This is a genomic window from Antarctobacter sediminis (genome assembly GCF_019218285.1).
GTDB lineage: Bacteria > Pseudomonadota > Alphaproteobacteria > Rhodobacterales > Rhodobacteraceae > Antarctobacter > Antarctobacter sediminis.
Map to the genome: position 1 here is coordinate 17,504 of NZ_JAHUZG010000002.1, position 18,569 is coordinate 36,072.

The 18,569-nt window shown below is 59.3% G+C and carries 14 protein-coding genes and 1 tRNA gene; 4 read left to right on the forward strand and 11 right to left on the reverse strand.

Features of this window, described 5'->3' with window-relative positions:
• Nucleotides 1-2: 2 nt before the first annotated feature.
• Together KJP30_RS07755 and KJP30_RS07760 are read right to left on the reverse strand one after the other, a co-directional pair.
• Nucleotides 3-833: an HTD2 family dehydratase gene (locus KJP30_RS07755; protein ID WP_218448474.1), complete on the reverse strand. Its 831-nt coding sequence runs from the start codon at nucleotides 831-833 to the stop codon at nucleotides 3-5.
• A 21-nt stretch (nucleotides 834-854) separates the two neighbouring features.
• A complete protein-coding gene (locus KJP30_RS07760) occupies nucleotides 855-1,982 on the reverse strand; it encodes a CaiB/BaiF CoA transferase family protein (RefSeq protein ID WP_224874065.1) in 1,128 nt (375 codons plus the stop codon).
• 152 nt (nucleotides 1,983-2,134) lie between these two features.
• On the opposite strand from KJP30_RS07760, the gene KJP30_RS07765 reads away from it, so the two are divergent.
• The gene (locus KJP30_RS07765) at nucleotides 2,135-3,049 is read left to right on the forward strand and encodes a LysR substrate-binding domain-containing protein (protein ID WP_218448476.1); all 915 of its coding nucleotides are present in this window, start codon (nucleotides 2,135-2,137) and stop codon (nucleotides 3,047-3,049) included.
• Nucleotides 3,050-3,089: 40 nt separating this feature from the next.
• On the opposite strand, the gene KJP30_RS07770 is transcribed toward KJP30_RS07765, so the two are convergent.
• From KJP30_RS07770 to KJP30_RS07785, 4 genes are all read right to left on the reverse strand, one after another.
• Nucleotides 3,090-4,724, reverse strand: a complete 1,635-nt coding sequence (locus KJP30_RS07770; RefSeq protein WP_218448477.1) for an ABC transporter ATP-binding protein — start codon at nucleotides 4,722-4,724, stop codon at nucleotides 3,090-3,092.
• Between the two features lie 5 nt (nucleotides 4,725-4,729).
• Nucleotides 4,730-5,557, reverse strand: coding sequence for an ABC transporter permease (locus KJP30_RS07775; protein ID WP_218448478.1), 828 nt, complete (start codon nucleotides 5,555-5,557; stop codon nucleotides 4,730-4,732).
• A gap of 8 nt (nucleotides 5,558-5,565) precedes the next feature.
• Complete coding sequence (locus tag KJP30_RS07780) at nucleotides 5,566-6,519, reverse strand: ABC transporter permease (RefSeq protein ID WP_218448479.1); 954 nt, start codon at nucleotides 6,517-6,519, stop codon at nucleotides 5,566-5,568.
• 105 nt (nucleotides 6,520-6,624) lie between these two features.
• Nucleotides 6,625-8,193 (reverse strand): ABC transporter substrate-binding protein, encoded by a 1,569-nt coding sequence (locus KJP30_RS07785; protein ID WP_218448480.1) that lies wholly within the window; start codon nucleotides 8,191-8,193, stop codon nucleotides 6,625-6,627.
• 281 nt (nucleotides 8,194-8,474) lie between these two features.
• On the opposite strand from KJP30_RS07785, the gene KJP30_RS07790 reads away from it, so the two are divergent.
• A tRNA-Thr gene (locus KJP30_RS07790) sits at nucleotides 8,475-8,550 on the forward strand.
• Nucleotides 8,551-8,693: 143 nt separating this feature from the next.
• On the forward strand, nucleotides 8,694-8,987 hold the full coding sequence (locus KJP30_RS07795; protein ID WP_218448481.1) for a Rha family transcriptional regulator: 294 nt from the start codon (nucleotides 8,694-8,696) through the stop codon (nucleotides 8,985-8,987).
• Between the two features lie 176 nt (nucleotides 8,988-9,163).
• Here KJP30_RS07795 and KJP30_RS07800 read toward each other — a convergent pair whose 3' ends face one another.
• On the reverse strand, nucleotides 9,164-9,568 hold the full coding sequence (locus tag KJP30_RS07800; RefSeq protein WP_218448482.1) for a hypothetical protein: 405 nt from the start codon (nucleotides 9,566-9,568) through the stop codon (nucleotides 9,164-9,166).
• 311 nt (nucleotides 9,569-9,879) lie between these two features.
• On the opposite strand from KJP30_RS07800, the gene KJP30_RS07805 reads away from it, so the two are divergent.
• Complete coding sequence (locus tag KJP30_RS07805) at nucleotides 9,880-11,037, forward strand: M48 family metalloprotease (RefSeq protein WP_218448483.1); 1,158 nt, start codon at nucleotides 9,880-9,882, stop codon at nucleotides 11,035-11,037.
• Nucleotides 11,038-11,493: 456 nt separating this feature from the next.
• Here the strand turns inward: KJP30_RS07805 and KJP30_RS07810 are convergent, their stop codons facing one another.
• The 4 genes from KJP30_RS07810 to KJP30_RS07825 all read right to left on the reverse strand — a co-directional run bounded on the left by KJP30_RS07810 (nucleotide 11,494) and on the right by KJP30_RS07825 (nucleotide 18,566).
• Nucleotides 11,494-11,907 (reverse strand): uracil-DNA glycosylase, encoded by a 414-nt coding sequence (locus KJP30_RS07810; RefSeq protein ID WP_246594449.1) that lies wholly within the window; start codon nucleotides 11,905-11,907, stop codon nucleotides 11,494-11,496.
• Between the two features lie 471 nt (nucleotides 11,908-12,378).
• Entirely contained in the window at nucleotides 12,379-14,244 is a 1,866-nt protein-coding gene (locus KJP30_RS07815) for an ATP-dependent nuclease (RefSeq protein ID WP_218448484.1), read from the reverse strand.
• A gap of 234 nt (nucleotides 14,245-14,478) precedes the next feature.
• The gene (locus KJP30_RS07820; RefSeq protein ID WP_218448485.1) at nucleotides 14,479-17,874 is read right to left on the reverse strand and encodes a DEAD/DEAH box helicase family protein; all 3,396 of its coding nucleotides are present in this window, start codon (nucleotides 17,872-17,874) and stop codon (nucleotides 14,479-14,481) included.
• Between the two features lie 65 nt (nucleotides 17,875-17,939).
• Nucleotides 17,940-18,566, reverse strand: coding sequence for a hypothetical protein (locus KJP30_RS07825; protein ID WP_218448486.1), 627 nt, complete (start codon nucleotides 18,564-18,566; stop codon nucleotides 17,940-17,942).
• Nucleotides 18,567-18,569: the final 3 nt, after the last annotated feature.

Here is an 18,569-nt window from a genome sequence, read left to right on the forward strand (position 1 = left end):
CCTTAGAACTCGGCCTTGGCCGACATGGCAAGCGCGCCGTCGTTGCGCGTTGCCCACAAATCCATAGCGTTTTCTGCCGATCGTCCCTCGACCCGGAACGGCGTCAATCCAGACAGCGGCGACAAACCACGGAAGGAAAAGGCGCGCGGGGTGCGCCCCATCTTGCGACTGGCAAGATCCACCAAAAGCGTCGCAGTCAGCGGCCCGTGAAAGACCAACCCGTCATACCCTTCGACCTGACGGGCATAATCCACGTCGTAGTGGATCCGGTGGCCGTTGAAGGTCAGCGCCGAATAGCGGAACAGCATGACCTGGGTTGGATGAATTTCCTCAGAGAACTCAGCATTTTCCGGGGCCTTTGCCGGAACGGGCCTTGGCGCGTCGGGGGCCGGATCCTCGCGATAGACGATGTCGTGCTCTTCGGTCACGGCAAGCTGCCCGCCTGAAAACATCTCGTGCCTGACGGTGACGAAACACAGCTTGCCGCTGCGACCGTCCTTTTCCACCACGTCCTTGATGGTCGAGACCTTGCGGACGTCATCCCCAAGGCGCAACGGCTCGTGGAATTCGAATCGGCCACCGGCCCACATGCGGCGTGGCAGTTCGACCGGCGGCAGGAAACCACCCTTTTGCGGGTGGCCGTCGCGCCCCAGCACGCCGGCTGGTTTCGCCTCGAGGAAATACAGCCAGTGCCAAAGCGGCGGCAGGGCGTCACCGTCCTTCAGGTCGGGTTCGCGACCGATGGTGGCCTGCATGAAGCACGCGGGTTGCGCGCGCAGCGTGTCATGCCAGACTTCGCTGCGGCCGATCCATTCGCGGACATGTTGTGTCATGGTCTTTCCCTTGAAGTCAGGTCAGGCGAACTCGGCGCGGATGGCCGAGCCGTGCTGGTCGATCGCCGGGGCCGATGCCATGACCGGCGCGGCATCGTCTTCAAGCCAGCGAATGGGGGCCGCGGGAATGTCCAGCGTCTCACCGCCTTCAGTGCTGACCGAGCGCCGCCGCAGGGCGGGATGACCGCCAAGGTCGTCGACACTGTTCACGCCGCCAAAGGCGATGTTGGCGTTGGCCAGCCGGTCGCGGAAGTCCTGCTGGGTCAGCTGGATCGACACGGCGGTGATCATCTCTTCCAGCGCGTCGCGGTTTTGGACACGGCTGTTGTTGGATTCGAACCTTGGATCCGCACCGGCGGTGTTCGAGCGCAGAACCTCCTGGCAGAACCGTTGCCATTCGCGTTCGTTCTGGATCGACAGGATGGTCAGCGCGCCTTCCGACGTTTCGAACGCGCCGTAGGGGGCCATGCTGGGATGGCGCAGACCAACGCGTTTCGGCGCGCCCTTGCCATGTTCGGCATGGATCAGCGGTACGCTCATCCAGTCGGCGGCCACGTCGAACAGCGAAACTGCGATTGCGGTCCCCTGCCCTGTCTTCTCGCGCCGCAACAGCGCCTCAAGCACGGCCGCGTGGCAGGTCATGCCCGCCCCGATATCGCAAATCGACACGCCGATGCGGCCAAGTTCGTTTTCGCCACCGCTGATCGCGGTCAGACCGGCCTCGGCCTGAATCAGGAAATCATATGCCTTGAGATGGCTGACCGCCTCGCTTTCACCGTAGCCGGTGATGTCGACGGTGATCAGCTGCGGATATTTCTCGCGCAGTTCGGCCGAGCCAAATCCGGCCCGGGCCATGGCCCCGGGGGCGAGATTCTGGATAAAGACATCTGCCTGCGAAAGCACACGGTCCAGCAGCGCCGCATCCTCTGCCTCGCGAAAATTCAGCGCGATCGATTCCTTCCCCTGGTTGGTCCAGGCGAAATATGAACTCGACCCTTTGGCGGCCTTGTCATAGCCCCGCGCAAAGTCGCCTTCGCTGCGTTCGATCTTGATCACGCGGGCACCGGCATCGGCAAGCCGCGCCGTGCACAAGGGCGCAGCAAGCGCCTGTTCGACCGAGACCACGAGTATTCCCGTCAGCGGCTTCATCCGATTGTCTCCTCCAGCCTTAACCATTGCCGACGCCGCAACCGGGCGCAGAGTCGGTGACTTCGACGGGTTATCGGCCCTCCGTTCTGGAAAAAAAATTGACATTTTCTAACGGGATCATTTAGTTATTTCTAACAGCAGGAAAGCCTTCCATGTCCGCGCAAAATCTCCCTCCTCTCAATGCCTTACGTGTGTTCGAAGCGGTCGCCAGACTGGGTGGTGTCAGGCTTGCCGCGCAAGAGCTTTGCGTGACGCCGCCAGCTGTCAGCCACCAGATTTCGAACCTTGAGGATTTCCTTGGATCGCCGCTTTTCGTGCGGCGTGGGCGTAGCCTTGTGCTGACTGAAACCGCGAAGGATTACCTTGTCGAAGTGCGCCCCAGCCTTGAGGCCATCGCGCGGGCAACAACCGTCGCCTCCCAGCGGAAGGTCCGCGAAACCGTGACGCTGGCCGCGCCGCCGACGCTGGTTTCCATGTGGCTGATGCCGCGTTTGCCGGGATTCATGCAACAGCATCCGGAATACGATCTACGGATCATCGACCGCATGACCTTTGATCCCGAGGAGCGCGGGATCGACGTGGCACTGGAATACCGTTTCGAACCCGATCCCGATCTGGTGTCGCAACGCATTCTCAAGGATGACGTGGCAGTTCTTGCGACCCGTGAACTGGCGGACCGGCATCGCCTTACATCGCTGGAGTCGCTGAAGGGCCTGACCCTGATCGAAACCGAACGCCGACTGACCTCGTGGAAGACGCTTTTGTCGCACTACAGCTGGGCCACGAAACAGCGCTATCTCTTTGTCAGCTATTCGTTGCACGCGTTCGAGGCCGCATCCCGCGGGATCGGCGTGGCCCTTGGCAACCGGGCCAATGCCGAACGTATGGTGGCCGAGGGACGGCTTTGCGTGCCGTTCACTCTGGATCCATCGGAGAAACCGACGGTGCCCAGCTATTTCCTCACCGCCCTGCCCCACAAGCAACGGCTGAAGCGCGTGCAACTGTTGTGGGAGTGGCTGGAGGCCGAGGCCGCACGGGACGGAATTGAAATCGACGCCCCTACATAGGCGGCGGCGGGCCGGCCCCGGCCCGCTGCGCAGGATCGGATCAGGCCGTTTTTGCCGCGCGCTCACGTTCCGCGATCACGCCGTCCAGCCAGTCGGGATCCATTTCCGGCACCGAAGACAGCAGCAATTCGGTATAAGGCGCGTGAGGCGGCGTGAATATCGCCTCTTTCGGACCGGCCTCGACAACATTTCCGGCCTTCATCACCACAACTTCGTCCGCGATGGCGCGCACGGTGGCGATGTCATGAGTGATGAACATGTAGGACAGGCCCAGTTCGCCTTGCAGCCGGTCCAGCAGTTTCAGGATCCCCTCGGCCACCAGTTGGTCCAGCGCCGAAGTGACCTCGTCGCAGATGATGAATTCTGGTTCCGCAGCCAGCGCCCGCGCGATGCCGATCCGCTGTTTTTGACCGCCGGACAATTCGCTGGGCAGGCGGTCGATGAAACGGTCCGGGTCCAGTTCGATCAGGTCCAACAATTCGCGCACCCGGTTGTCCAGCGCCTTGCCCCTGAGCCCAAGGTACAACGACGCAGGCCAGCCGATGATTTCGCGGATACGCTGTTTGGGATTCAGCGCCGTATCCGCCATCTGGTAGATCATCTGGATCTTGCGCAACTGGTCCTTGGACCGGGCCGCGTACCGGGGGGCCAGCGGCACACCGTCAAGGCAGACCTCGCCCGCGGAGGCCGGCAGCAAGCCGGTGATCACCCGCGCCGTGGTCGATTTGCCTGACCCGGATTCACCAACAACCGCGACGGTCTGGCCCTTGTGGATGTCAAAGCTGACGTCCTTCAACACAGGTGCCGCACCATAAGATGCGGTGACATTGCGGACCGAAATCACCGGCGTGCTGCCGGCGGCGGGCGCTGCATGGGCCTTGCGTTCAAAAGACCTCACCGCCCAGAGGCTCTTGGTATAGTCCTTTTTCGGCGCGGCAAGCATTTCACGCGTGGGGGCTTCTTCGACTTCTTCGCCCTTGAGCAGAACCTTGATCTTGTCTGCCATCTGCGCAACCACGGCCAGATCATGCGTGATATAGATCGCTGCGGTGTCGAACCGGCGCACGATGTCGCGGATGGCGGACAACACTTCGATCTGGGTGGTCACGTCCAGCGCGGTCGTGGGTTCGTCAAAGACGATCAGGTCGGGACGGCAGGCCATCGCCATGGCCGTCATGGCGCGCTGCAATTGCCCGCCGGACACCTGATGCGGATAACGAAAGCCGATTTCGTCCGGGTTCGGCAGGCGCATTCGCTGATACAGCTCCATCGCGTCACGTTCGGCCTCGGACCGGGACATGACCCCATGCAGCACCGGCCCCTCGGCGTATTGGTCGATCAGACGGTGCGCGGGGTTAAAGCTCGCCGCCGCCGATTGCGCCACATAGGCGATGCGATTGCCGCGCAGGCCGCGTCGTGTCTTTTCCTTGGCGGCCCGCAGGTCGATGCCGTCAAACAGGATGGACCCGCCGCTGATGCGGCATCCGTCCCGCGCATAGCCCATCGCAGCCAACCCGATGGTCGATTTCCCGGCGCCGGATTCACCGATCAGGCCCAGCACTTCACCGCGGTTCAGGGTCAGGTCGACCCCTTTCACGATCTCGGTCCAGTGCTCGTCAGAACGGCCTTCGATGCGCAGGCCTTTGATCTCCAGCAAGGTGTTCTTGTCGGTCATGTCACTCAGTCCTTCAGGCCGCTGGCGCGGTGCAGCATCCAGTCAACGACAAAGTTGACGCCGATGGTGAGGAAGGCGATGGCCGCTGCGGGAACAAGCGGCGTGATATCGCCAAAGGAGATCAGGCTGGCGTTGTCGCGCACCATGGACCCCCAGTCGGCGGTCGGCGGCTTGATCCCCAGTCCTAGGAAGGACAACGCCGAGATGGCAAGGAAAACAAAGCAGAAGCGCAGGCCGAATTCAGCCGCCAGCGGTGCCGCCGCGTTGGGCAGGATCTCTCGCGTGATCAGCCGCCACAACCCGTCGCCACGCAGACGCGCGGCCTCGATATAGTCCATCACCACGATGTTCATGGATACCGCTCGGGCCAGTCGGAAAACGCGGGTCGAGTCCACCAGCGCGATGATGACCACCATGCTGAGCACCGAGGTGCCAAAGATCGTCAGCAGCAGCAGCTTGAAGATCAGCGAGGGGATCGCCATCAGCACATCCACCGAGCGGCCCAGCAACTGATCCAGCCAGCCGCCGCGGATCGCGGCAAGGATGCCAAGCACCGTGCCGACGAGGAAGGCCAGGATCGTTGTCAGTACGGCGATGCCCACGGTGTTGCGCGCGCCATAGATGATCCGGCTGAACATGTCCCGGCCAAGGTTGTCGGTTCCCAGCAGGTATTCGGTGCTCCAGGGCATAAACTCGGCATCGACGATCTCACGTTCGCCGTAGGGCGCGATCACCGGGGCAAAGATGGCCACAAAGATGTAGAGGGTTATGATGAACATGCCGAACAGGGCAGTCGGCGGCGCGGTGCGGAGTGTCTTGAGAAAGCTCGACATAAGGATCCTCAGCGCGTGTGGGTCAGGCGGGGGTTGGACAGGGTCGCAAGGACATCAGCCAACAAATTCAGCAGCACGTAGGCCGCCGCAAAGATCAGGCTGGCCGCCTGCACGACAAAGACGTCACGTTTCGACACCGAGTCGACCAGCAACTGACCCAGTCCCGGGTAGAAGAACACCACCTCGACCACGACGACACCGGTGATCAAATAGGCAAGGTTCAGTGCGACGACGTTGATGATCGGGGCCAGCGCGTTGGGCAGCGCGTGGCGCAGGATGATACGGGCGGGCGGAACCCCCTTGAGGCGCGCCATCTCGATATAGGGCGAAGCCAACAGGTTGATGATCGCCGCGCGGGTCATGCGCATCATATGCGCCGTAACCACCAGCGTCAGCGTCAGCGCCGGCAGGAAAGAGGCGTAAAGCTTTTCCAGCAACGGCATCTCCGGCCGGATGTCGGCCACCGCCGGGAACAGCCCCGACTGCGCGAGGAAGTAGATCAGGATGTAACCCAGGAAGAACTCGGGGAACGAGACCGAAGACAGCGCCCCGATATTCACCACACGGTCAAAGACCGAATTGCGGAACAGCGCTGCAAGGATGCCAAGCGCCAGCGCAAGCGGCACCGCGATGGCCGCCGCGTAGATGGCCAGGAACAGGGTGTGGCCAATGCGCGAGGCCATTAGCTCGGAGATCGGGCGGCGGCTGGACAGCGAGACGCCGAAATCCCCGGTGAATATGCCACCGACCCATTCCAGGTAACGTTCGTGCGGGGGGCGATCCAACCCCATCTCGGCGCGAAATGCGGCCACGGATTCCGGCGTTGCCGACTGGCCAAGGATTTCTTCCGCGATATCGCCCGGAAGCAACTCGATCGAGGCGAAGATGATGAGTGAAATGACAAACAGCGTAACAAGGCCAAGGCCCAGCCGCTGAAAGATCATCCGCCAAAGCTGTTCCATGTCGGGCTCCCGGACGGTGTTTGGAAATGGCAGCGGCAGATCCTGCCGCTGCACCAAGGGCGTCGTGACGGGAGGGATCGCCACGGCGCCTTCGAAAGCTTGGGATCAGGCTTTGAACCACCAGCGTTCGATCGAACGCCCGCCGTCCAGTTCCCAGGCGCCGGACATGGCGTCGGGGTGGCCGATCTTGGTGCTCATGGCAAAGACGTTGTCGGCAAAAAGCGGAACCACGGTGCCGCCCTCGTCGCGCACCAGAAGCTGCATCTCGCGGTAAAGATCCGCGCGCTTGCCTTCGTCCAGCTCGGTCCGCGCTTCGACCAGCAGCTTGTCGAAGCGCTCGTTGCTCCAGAAGGACTCGTTCCACTTGGCGCCGGACTGGTAGGCGGCGGACAGGATCATGTCCTCGGTCGCCCGGGTGCCCCAGTAGGCTGCCGCGAAGGGGCGCTTCATCCAGACGTCGGTCCAGTAGCCATCGTTCGGCAGGCGGTCGATTCCAAGGTTGATGCCGGCCGCAGCCAGTTGCTCGGAATAGAGCGTCACACCGTCGGTGGCGCCCAGATACAGGCCGTCCGACACCGACAGAGACAGGTCGAGCGAGTCGAGCCCGGCCTTCTTGAGGTGGTGCTTGGCGCGGTCGGGATCGTATTGACGCTGTTCGATGTCAGCAGCGTGATAGCGCATCGTCGGCGCGATCGGATGGTCGTTGCCGACCGAGCCGAACCCGCGGAGGACCTTTTGCAGCAGCGCTTCACGGTCGATACCGTATTTCAGCGCCATGCGGACGTCGGCATTGTCAAACGGCACCAGAGTGGTGTTCATCGCGTAGGTGTGATGCAGGCCACCTTTGGTCTGTTCCACCACGATGTTCTTGTTCCGACGCATCAGGTGGACGGTCTTGAGATCGACCTGATCCATGATGTCGATTGAACCGGTCATCAAAGCGTTCTGCTTGGTGGTCGGGTCAGAGATCGACAGGATGTCGGCACTGTCAAAGAACGCGCGGTCATCGCGCCAGTAATTCGGGTTGCGCTCCAGCGTGGCGCGAACGCCCGGTTCCCATTCCTTGAGAATGTAGCCGCCGGTACCGACACGTGCGTTGTAGTCCAACGCACCGTCTTTGCCAGGCATGATCATCATGCGGTAGTCGGTAAAGACCGCCGGGAAATCGGCGTTGCCCGAGTTCAGGATGAAACGGACGGTCAGATCGTCCTCACGCTTCATCTCGGCGATGGAGGCCAGCGTCGCCTTCACGCCCGAGGTGCTGTCCGGGCGGATGTGGTGGTTGACGTTGGCGATGATATCATCCGCGGTCAGCGGCTTGCCGTCGTGGAAGGTGATCCCGGGACGCAGGCGGAAGACCCACGTCGCGGCACCCTTCTCGGCCTCGAAGGATTCCAGCAGCTCGGGGCGGATCTGGTTGTTGCCGTCGACCTCGACCAGCGTGTTGCAATAGGCAAACCCCATGGTCCGCATGAAGGCGTGGCTGTAGGTGCCCGGATCCAGCGAGTCTGTGGTCGATCCACCGCGCACGCCCACGCGGACATGGCCACCCCGGCTCGGTGTTGCCGCCCATGCACCACGCGCGCCAGTGGCCATCATCGCCCCCGCGGCGGCCATCGACGACATCAGCGTACGCCGGTTCATCGCCGGTCCGGAATTTACCTTGAAAGTCATAGCCCCTGATCCTCCCAATCACTGGATGCCTCCGGACCGATTAGCCGAGGGTCGGGATTAAAAAAATTGACTATTTCTCACCGTTCCGTTCAGAAAATTCTTACAGTCATCCCCGCGAGGCGTCCCCTCGGATCAAAAACCCGCACGCGCCGTTTTCGTCGCTTCCGACACTCTGCCGGCCCCAAGAGCAAAATCGCCAATCATTCCCAGGTCGACCCGGTTTTCACAGTTGTCAGCCCTGCGCCGCGCTGCTAAAGACGGGCTCGGCCAAAGCCATTGAGGCCCCTATAGCTCAGCTGGTAGAGCAACTGATTTGTAATCAGTAGGTCCGCGGTTCGAGTCCGTGTGGGGGCACCATGAATTTCATGTAAATAATTGAAAAATATCACTTTTGTGGATGGCGCGTTCCAAAAATCCACCTTTTCACCCACCTTGTCGATTGCCGTTTTCGCTTCTGGTTTTTTGAGCGTGCGATTCTTTGGCGAAAATAGTGTCGCAAGATGATCCTTTTCCTGAAAGATGAACCTGCACCGCTGACCATGAGCAGCCGCGAGATCGTGGAGCTGCTGGAAAAGCGCCACGATGACGTAAAGCGTAGCGTCAAGCGATTAGCGGAACGAGGCGTGTTTGATGTCCCGCCAATGGCGGAAGATCAAATCGAGACCGGACACGGGCGGAAGCATACCGTCCAAGTCTACCACCTCGACGAACGCAGCAGCTATATCGTGGTGGCCCAGTTGCCCCCCGAGTTTACCGCCCGTCTTGTGGACGAGTGGAAGGCTTTGAAGGAGTAGGCAGCGAACCACGTCGCATCGGACGCTCGGCGGCAGCTGCGATGCCGTCACTCCCGGCCCAGAGCCGCCATTGGCCACTGCTTGATGCCGCAGCGCGGCTTCCCGAAAGCGGCAATTCAGTTTCCGCGCAAAGAAGGTCGCCCGTATGGGGCCCTTCCGGAACAATTTCGGGCTGGTCAGTCCTTCAAGTAGTCCATAGTGGCTGCACCATCGCCGCGCTTGTCGGTCTGGCCGTTAACCACAGCGTCGTTCATGCCGGGGTAGCCATTGGCCCACCCCCATATGGAAGCTGCACCTGTGCAGAAGCGGGCGGCGGCCATGCCGATCTCCTTGCCCCATTTGCCGTTTGTCCTGTGGCAGGTTTCGTAGAGCTCTTTGTAAGAAATCGTCTCGTCGGCTTGATACTTGACGGCAATTATGCCCAGCAATTTTTCTGCGTCGAAACCTTGGGCTTCGATATATTGCTCGCAGTTTGCAGACAGAAGTGCCTTGCCTTGTGCGACCATCTCGGGCTTGGCAGTGTCTAATGCCTGCTCGATGCGGGCCTGATGTTCTTTCAATTCGGGGAACTTTTTTACCACTCTCTTTCCTCCTGACATGGCCTTGAGCTCCTCTTTAGCCGGTCTCTCCAACTCGGCCAAGTGCGTGCAAATACGTCGATCTTCTTGAGCCGCGAGCAGAAGGGATCAACGCGTCAATCTTGAAGTTGACCTCGGGCTGTCAGACATGGTCGACCCAAAGCCGACGTTGAATGATCTGTTCAAATGTTGCACGCGCAGCCTACTTTGCTGCCATCCACCGGGTTTATGGATCCTGCGCTAAGGCTTGCGCAGCTCAATATATTTAGCTCATGTGGGGAGACGATATTCTCGTCGAGACTTGGAGACAGCCGATGCCCAAAACCAGCGCATTCAAGAGGGAAGCAATCGAGCTTTGGTCTCAAATGCTTGATCGGGCAAAAAATAACGAATGGTCAACGTTTGATGACCCGGACTACGTTCATCCCGGCCGAGACGCAGCCAGTAATCGGCAAGCATTATCTGACGCGGGCTGGAGCGATGATGAAATCGATTCGAGAGAGCAGATTCACAAAACACTGAGCGATGAAGCGCCGACAACCAGCCCGGGCGTTGCACGCTTTACCGAAGCCGCGCTACAACGCCTTTCCCAACCGATAGAAAATGCGGCCGCTCAACTAAATCTGGCAAACAGGGACAAAGTTCACTTTGCAATCGAACCGAAGGCGGGGCCATTCCTCTCAAAGGTGAACGTGGTTATGACTGACCAATCGATCATTACGATGGGGTCTTTCTTTACGCGATACTGCGGGCTTGTTTCTCGAGCCTACATTCGGACAGTGCTTTTGGCACCCACGTCCGTTGGTATCGATTTCGATGAAAATCTTCTCAGAAAAGAGCTTCGAAAACGCCCTGATCTCATCTTCTACTGGTGGCGTATCTTTTTTTCATTTGCACTGACAGGGACGCACATTTTGGCTCCCTACAAGCCGTCGACCAAAGTCGAAATACTGCAAATGGAGCACGTCGCATTCTCTATGGAGATTTTCGGTCTCTCGCATGAATATGCGCATCATGCACTAAACCATGGTCGGACAGTTGGACCTATGGGTGACGCGCATCGAGAAGAATTTGAAGCAGACGCTTTCGCACTGAGGATCTGCAAAATTGTAGAAGCAGACGATAGATACTCTTGGGTCAAAGGGCAACCCGTCCCAAACCCCTACCTTCAAACAGGAGCGGGCGGGATCTTGCTCCTGTCCTCGTTGGAGATTTTCCGAAAGGTAAAGGATAAAATCTTTGGCCAAAAAGCATTCGACACCCACCCGGATTTTCTTGATCGTAGCGTCAAGATTAAGAACACCTATGTCATGCAACCTAACCTATATGCCGCCTCCCAAGACTTCTGCGCCGCCGTCGAAAACGTGCTGCGATGCGTGATGCTTGAATTGGAGCCCTTAATGGCAAAACTTTCTCCGAGAATTCTTGATGAACTCGCGCTTGATGACTGGGAAGCGAAGTCATTCGAATAGTCAAATTTTATCTTTAGCGTTTCAAAGCCACTCCAACGCTCGAATACATGATGTCTGCTGCCTCCGATAGGTTTTAATCGAACTCAGCGTTCGAAAAGAGTACCGGTTTCTAACCCTACGCGTTGAACACGTAGGCGGCGGCTTGGGGTTAACTGAATGTCAGCTTTTCCGCGTGCCCGCAGTTCTCCGCGCGCCCGTAGCGAATGATGGCTCTCCGCCCCGACCGTCGGATCACCGCGAACGGCCCACAACTGCTGTTCATGGATCGCGCAGAGAATGACCGCTGCCGGCCCAGACCAGTCGCTTGTTCGGTAGCCCGTAGCTGCGGCGCAGCTTCTTCAAAGCAGACATTGAGGTATCTGCCCATGCATCACGTCGCCCATGCTCGGCGCGCACAGGGGAGCCCCCCGATTCTTGGAGTATGTGAAGAGCAGCCCCGCCAAGGAAGTCCGTGTTTTATATCGGCGCGTATTTCTTTGCCTCGCTCCACTGATCTGGGATGGACGCCCATAATGCAGGACGCGAGGCACGGTTGATCGGCGATGGATGTGCCGATCGAATGAATGGGACGCCTCGAGCTGCGATTGAGTTCTCCGCTGATTGAGCTTTGCTTCCTACGCCAACTACAACTGCCAGCTTCGGCAGCAACTTCAATAGCTCATCCAGTCGCTCTTTCCCTGCGACCAGTTCCTCCTTCTTAATGGAACGCGTGCCGTTCCACCAAGGAACCGTGTTCCAGAGAATACTATGTTGCCTTCCGATAGCCGCCTTTGCCATGAAGGTGAATATTGCAGCGGCAGTCGGGTCATCGTTGTCTCGTGAGACAAAGCCTGAGCCTACACGACCGGCGAGAGCCATGTCGTCGGTCATTGGCTTAGGCTTTTCCATCAGAAAGAGGATCGCCGCATTCACACCTCCGTCCAGTGGGTCGAAGTCAGGTACATTTCCCTTCCCTTCACTTCACTTCGGAGCTCTCGCACATAGGCCGTAAGCGGAGCCATATGCGGGTCATTGAGCATGGCGCATCGGGCCTGTATCGCACTTGGGTCACGGAAAGCTCGGGGCTCTGTTGGGCGCATCTCGGATCCAATCTCAGGTTTCGCTCTCACCAATCCACATGACTTCGCCCACTGCAACCCTGGCGATCGTGAGGCCAAGGTCCGCAGTCACTTGCCTTGCGAATGACGATACTGCTGTCGACCTGATGGTGAAATGTTGCTCCGCGCGATCTCGGCCCGAACTTGCCATTCACCCCACGGCAGACGAACGACTGCTATGTCTTTAACTTTAAAGAGAAACTGAAGATTGCGACCTTTTTCGTCAAACCCGACATGCTCATTGCTATGCCCCAACTTCCTGTTTACCTGGCCCACCTCCCGATTGTTCTGCTTCTTCTCCCTCTGGAAACAGGTAGGCCACAATCTCAGCTACCAAGGGCTCCATGAAGGGCATCAGAGCACCGAAATCACCATTGGTTTTGTTCGCGTAGTGCCTGGCCATCGACCCCTTGCCTGCCTGTTCGAACTCCTTCTTGACGAAGATCGCCCAGTCCTCATGCAAGTGATCATCCAATGTGGTCTCGGCGTTTACGATCTGGCTGTTAAGTTCGTTCGAGATCACACCGGGAACGTTCCTGGCTTTGAGATGCCCGCGATCGTCGGCCCAGACCCACGCTGCCTTGTCATATAGACATTCAAGAACAATCGGCACCCGGAACCCGGCCTGCAGCACTGGGATCAGATGCGGTGGCGTGGGCAGCTTGAAGCACTTCGCCGACTTGATATTGTCGGGGATATCATTCCACTTTTTGAGGGCGGTCTTCGCTTCTGGGTCGAGGTCAAGCAGGCCCGCTGCCTTGGGTAGTTCTGGATGGTGCTTTGCACGGCTCCGCCATGAATGAAGCATGTCGATCACATAGTTGATGCCAGCCCCGACTTTGGTTTCAACATCGATTTCGGCAACCCTTTCAGCCGCAAAAACTTCCAGGGCCTTGTCGATGATGAGTTTGTCGGAATCGCCTTCGACAAAGATTTTCCGACGGTTGGCCAAGGCAAGCTGTTCCACGTCGGCACGGGCTTGTTCCTGGCGTCGGACCCTGTCTTCCAACTCCGTCACCATAGGTGCGAACAAGGCCGTGGTTCCCATCCGATCGTCAAGATCGCCAAGCTCAGTGGCCTGTTTAGTTCCAACCTCACCCGCCTCTCGAAAGATGTGGTGGCAGGAAATCCGGCTCTCACCCACTTCCTGTTTGCGGTGCAGGTTGTAAAACACCGGTGAATGCGTGGTCAGGAATACCTGTGAGACACCATGGTCAATGAAGTCCCAAAACTGATCGGCGAGCTCAACGCAGCTGGACAATTCTAGATTGTTTTCCGGCTCTTCGTATCCCCAGATGAACGTGTGTGGTTGGGCTCCCCGACCCTGAAGGCCGCGCTTCTTATCTGCCATGAATTTGAGGATCAGGGGAATATGTCGAGCCTTGATCCCGTCGCCCCGAGCATCAAGCGAAATGTCCTGACCTTCGCTCAGAAAATCGAGGCTTTCGAAAATATGACTGAGGTCCTTGGGTAGTGCCAAGCGGGATCTGAACCCTAGAGACGCCGTAATCTGTTGCGTTAGGTCTTCAAGTTGGTGGGAAATCGATTGTTCGAAGTCTTGGCTTGAGTTCCGGAATTCCCTGTCCGCCACCTCGGCAATGATGTCGTAGATACTTGCACGGAGTTCCGAAAAGTACTCCAAGTCCTTTATCGCAGGGACATAGACGAAATTGATGTTTCGCAACAGTGCATGAGCGTTGGACTTTTGAGGAATTTCCACTGTTTCGAGTTTGGTGCCACCGCGTGGACCAGCCACCTGCCGCCGCCCAGAGTATTCATCATGAACCAACCCTTCGGACCGCCAGCGGCGCTCCCAAACGACGAAGTCGCCGTTCGTGGCCTTGTACGTCTCCGGCATCTTGATTTCGAGCGTGATGGAGATTTCTCTTGCACGCTTTTTAGGGTTGTTGAAAACGCTGTGATCCACGTCGAAGTTGAGGACACTGTCGGGCATTGTCCGGCCATTGAAGAACAGGTTAAGGGCCCTGAGGACGTTCGACTTGCCTGAGTCGTTCTTGCCTACCAAAACGGCCAATTTACCTGTTGACAGCGACAGGTTCCGGGCCGAGCGGAAGTTCCGAATGTCGATCTTGGTGATATTGAGGCTCATTTATCTTCTAATAGATCAAACAATTTACCTCAATCAGGTTGCTCGACATTCGGCCTATGCGCAAGCCTAAGTTGTCCGTGGGTTCAGTGTCGACAATTCATGGGCCAGAACGTCACTGGCCACAGTCCGTTAAGCTGTATGCAGCAAAATCGACAACACCCAAAGCGGTCGTTGGTACAATTTGCAGCGAAGGACCGCTTCCCGCCCGATGTGACGTTGGCAAACATTTGCATCCTACGCCGCCACGGCATCGTTCAGGGTCTGGACGATCTGGATGATCTCCAGCGCTTGGTCTCTGTCGAAAACCCCGGCAATTCCCATGTCATCGAAATCGGTAAACGGGCTCTCGTAGAAGGTGGCAGGATCGATAAATCCGCTTTCGGTCAGGCTGTCCACGACCATGTCGAGAAACTCTGTCTGGTCCGCGTTCAACTGATGCTGGGAGACAAAGGCACTGAAAGCGTCCTTGGCGGCGACGCGGTCCAGCCCCGTCAAGGTGCGCAGGAAGTGCCCCAGGCCGCCGTCGTCAGCGAGGCCGGCAATCAGTGTGTCATTGGCGATCTTCTGTTCGATCAGGATACGTTCCAACTCGTCGAGATCCTGGCGTGTCAGGGCTTCCCCGCGGCGAACCTTGATCAGGGTGATGTGGTCACTGTGCTGTTCGATGAACCGCCGGACCTTCATCTTGAACTGCGCCTTGTCGACGCCGCTGCCCACCTCGGGCATCGTCATCGCCGTGCCCTCGCCGATCTCGTCCTCGAAGTCGGTGATGACAATCTTGCGCTCGGTCGGCTGGATGAGTTCGGCCAGATGTCTCAGGCGTCGCCGGACGGTTTCCAGCATCTCGGGGGTGATGTCCTCCCAAAAAGCGTCTGTCTGGATTTCGAGAATGAGCTCCAATTCCTTGGCGACCAGTGGCACGTTAGCCAGCCCTTCCAGGGTCGATGCAAAGCGGATGATCCGTTGTTGCAGACGAGCGAACCGACCTTCCTGTTTCAAGAGCTCCAGCTGTGTGCTGAGGATCAGGAGGTCGAATTGTTTGGCGGGCAGATTGCCATCGTCGAAGGCGGTGGGGAGGCCTGCCACGTCCTCGATCAGGGCCAGGCGCGCATCAAGGTCGAGCGTGGTCCAGTTGGCTTTGTCCCGAAACCGTTCCACGCTGCGCCGCTTGGCGCGGACGATGAAATTGTTGATGGGCATGCCAAGCACTTCGTCGTGCAAGCGGGTCTTGGTATCCCCGATCAGATCCTCATGTGGGTCTTCGTCTTCGACCAGTGCATCGACCAGCTCAACCCGGCTGACGAAGAGCCGTTCACTCAGAGGCTTCGCGCCGGGCCCGTCCGTGACGTTCGGGTTCTCCTGAAAGAACTCCAGGTTCTGGCAGAAGTCGAAGATGACGAATTGCTGCTTGTCCTCGCCGGGACCGAAGAGATCGGGGCAGAGGCGCGTGCCACGGCCGACCATCTGCCAGAACTTCGTCTTTGACCGCACGATCTTGAAGAAGACGAGGTTCACCACCTCGGGCACGTCGATCCCCGTATCCAGCATGTCGACCGAGACCGCGATATGCGGGGCCTTCTCAGCCTCTGAAAAGTCGTCGATCAGGGACTGAGCGTAGGAGACGCTGTAATCGATCAGCTTGGCGAACTGGCCCTTGTGATGCGGGTAGTTGACGTTGAACCGATCAACGATGAACTGCGCGTGTTTGCTGTTCTTGGCGAAGATGATGGTCTTGCCCAGCCTGTCGCCACCGGCAACCTTGATCCCGTTGCGCATCAGGTGTTCGAGCACCTTGTCGACGGTGTTCTCGTTGAACAGCCACTTGTTCAGGTCCGAGCTTTCGACACGGTCGCGCTCGGTGCCTTCCTCATCCCACTCGATGGCGTCCCAGGCTTCCTTTTCCTCATCGCTCAACTGGTCGTACTCGATCCCCTCGCGCTGGAATTTCAGCGGGACGGAGATCGTCGTCGGCGGCACAAGGTAGCCATCCGCAACAGCATCATCGAGGTCGTAGGCATCGGTTGGCACGCCCTTTTCCAGACCAAAGAGCGAATAGGTGTCCTTGTCGATTTCGTCGCGCGGTGTGGCGGTCAACCCAACGAGCAAGCTATCGAAATACTCGAAGATTGCGCGATACTTGCGATAGACGGAGCGGTGCGCCTCGTCGATCACGATCAGGTCGAAATGACCGGGGCCATAGCGCTTTTCACCGCCTTTGGATTCCTCGATCAGCCCCATCATGGTGGGATAGGTCGACAGGCAGACCCGCGCGCCGGAATAGTCGTTCTTCTTCGGGTCGTGGCTTTCCAGCAGGTTGGCGCAGGGTGTCGAGGACAGATGCGCCTTGAAGGCCCCATGCGCCTGTTTCACCAGGGCGATCCGATCAGCGAGGAACAGAACCCGTTTCACCCGGTTGGCGCGCATCAGCTGGTCGATCAGCGCGATCACGGTGCGCGTCTTGCCGCTGCCCGTCGCCATGACCAGCAGAGCCTTGCGCTGCGCGTGCCGCTCGATGGCCTCACCCACCCGGCGGATCGCGCGTTGCTGGTAGTGACGGCCCGCGATCTCGGGATCCACCTCGACTGTGGACAGCGAACGGACATTGGCACGCCGCTGGTGCAGCAGTTGCAATTCGTCCTTCTTCAGGAACCCGGAAATCTCGCGCGGGGGATAGGCGAGATCGTCCCAGATCCAGTGCTCATACCCATTGGTGGTAAAGATCACCGGGCGGCGCCCGTACATGGCCTCAAGGCAATCGGCGTAGAGCTTGGCCTGTTGCTGGCCGCTACGGCTGTCCTTCTTGGTGCGCTTGGCCTCGACCACAGCCAGCGGTTTGCCGTCATCGCCCCAGAGGACGTAATCGACGAACCCCTCGCCGGTCTGGTTGGGCATGCCCTGAACCGGAAACTCGCGGTCGCGTTGCTGGTCCAGCGGCCAGCCGGCCTCGGCAAGCAGAAGGTCGATGAAACTGTCGCGGGTTTGTGCCTCGTTGTAGTCGTGATCGTCCGGCACCGCGCTGTTTGCCTGCCGCAATGCGGTGATCTCGGCGCGCACACGGGCCAGTTCCGCGTCCAGCCTTGCACGGCCTTCCTCGGAGGCGCGCAGGGCTTCCTCGGCCTCGGCGGCGCGCTTGCGTTCCGCCTTGATCTCCGCTTCGACCTTCTGGATCTGGGCGACGGTACTGGCCGTGATGGTCAGGGACTTTTCCAGCTTGCCCATATCGAAACTCAGCGCAGGGTCAGGCCGGTCCGTGCGCGCATAGGTCCGGGCGATCCAGTAGCAGACATGGAACAACTCGCGCACGCAGGCGCTGGCGTCATGGGCACTCAGCAGTTTGCCCGAGTCATGCGCGGCGCGGTTGCCCTGGTCCTTGATGTATCGCGCCTTGGTGACGATGGCGGGGCCGGTCAGGGCCTCAAGGCTGGGCTCGGCGATCATCGCGGCCAGCGTGTCGCTGTAGACCGGGCGCAGCGCCTTTTCCCGGCTGTAGAGCCACTTGAGCGCCGTTTCCAGCGTCAGCCGCGCCCAGAAACAGGCGCCGCGCGGATCGGACAATGCATGGGTCTCCGCCTTGCGCGCGTGTTTGAGGAAATCAGGAAAATCGGCGGCGAGAAACGCAAACTGTGTCATCAGGAAATCCAAGTCTTTGCGCGAGCCTAGAGCGCGGATCGCAGTCGATCAACCTGTGGGGGCGTCTACGACGCGTGGGTCCCCAGGCTCTCATGCACATCCGGCCGATACCCGGCGCGGAACACCTCGATCAGTGGTTCCGGGGTCAGGACGGTCACCGTGCCGGTCAGTGGGGTCTCGAACAGGGTGTAGCCGTCAAAGCTCCAGCGGTGCAGGCCGCCGTCCCGGATCAGCAAGGGCGCGTCACCGTCGGTCACGATTGTGCCGTCGGGGAGGTCGGCCAGGGGCGCGTCGAAGGTAACTTTCTGCCTGCGGTGGATGCGGGCCCGGTGCACGGCGCGGTCGATGGTGTGGGGCAGCGTGCGGCCCTCTTCGGCGCCGCCATGTGCATCCTGCCAGGCGGTGAGGAAGGCCTGGTAGCGGGCACGGCGGCAGGTGTAGCAGGGGCGGTGCCCGGCGGCGAAACTCGTGGCCTCGTCGAGAAAGAACAGCTCCGTATAGCGGCGCGGGGACATGAGCTGGCGTCTGATGTCCTTGAAGGACAAGGCGCAGGTGACCCAGTGCTGATGTTGATGGGTCTTGCGGATCTCGCGTTGGTCGTCATGCAGGATGCCACGGTTGCCCATCAGGGTGCCGCGGGCGGGCGTGGCGGTAAGGGCACCGAACGGATCGACACGGTTTTGAAAAGGCATGAG

Bases quoted from the DNA above. Each gene is read 5' to 3' on its own strand.
- KJP30_RS07755 (WP_218448474.1), bottom strand. From the start codon at position 833: ATGACACAACATGTCCGCGAATGGATCGGCCGCAGCGAAGTCTGGCAT.
- KJP30_RS07760 (WP_224874065.1), bottom strand. From the start codon at position 1,982: ATGAAGCCGCTGACGGGAATACTCGTGGTCTCGGTCGAACAGGCGCTT.
- KJP30_RS07765 (WP_218448476.1), top strand. From the start codon at position 2,135: ATGTCCGCGCAAAATCTCCCTCCTCTCAATGCCTTACGTGTGTTCGAA.
- KJP30_RS07770 (WP_218448477.1), bottom strand. From the start codon at position 4,724: ATGACCGACAAGAACACCTTGCTGGAGATCAAAGGCCTGCGCATCGAA.
- KJP30_RS07775 (WP_218448478.1), bottom strand. From the start codon at position 5,557: ATGTCGAGCTTTCTCAAGACACTCCGCACCGCGCCGCCGACTGCCCTG.
- KJP30_RS07780 (WP_218448479.1), bottom strand. From the start codon at position 6,519: ATGGAACAGCTTTGGCGGATGATCTTTCAGCGGCTGGGCCTTGGCCTT.
- KJP30_RS07785 (WP_218448480.1), bottom strand. From the start codon at position 8,193: ATGACTTTCAAGGTAAATTCCGGACCGGCGATGAACCGGCGTACGCTG.
- KJP30_RS07795 (WP_218448481.1), top strand. From the start codon at position 8,694: ATGATCCTTTTCCTGAAAGATGAACCTGCACCGCTGACCATGAGCAGC.
- KJP30_RS07805 (WP_218448483.1), top strand. From the start codon at position 9,880: ATGCCCAAAACCAGCGCATTCAAGAGGGAAGCAATCGAGCTTTGGTCT.
- KJP30_RS07810 (WP_246594449.1), bottom strand. From the start codon at position 11,907: ATGACCGACGACATGGCTCTCGCCGGTCGTGTAGGCTCAGGCTTTGTC.
- KJP30_RS07815 (WP_218448484.1), bottom strand. From the start codon at position 14,244: ATGAGCCTCAATATCACCAAGATCGACATTCGGAACTTCCGCTCGGCC.
- KJP30_RS07820 (WP_218448485.1), bottom strand. From the start codon at position 17,874: ATGACACAGTTTGCGTTTCTCGCCGCCGATTTTCCTGATTTCCTCAAA.
- KJP30_RS07825 (WP_218448486.1), bottom strand. From the start codon at position 18,566: ATGCCTTTTCAAAACCGTGTCGATCCGTTCGGTGCCCTTACCGCCACG.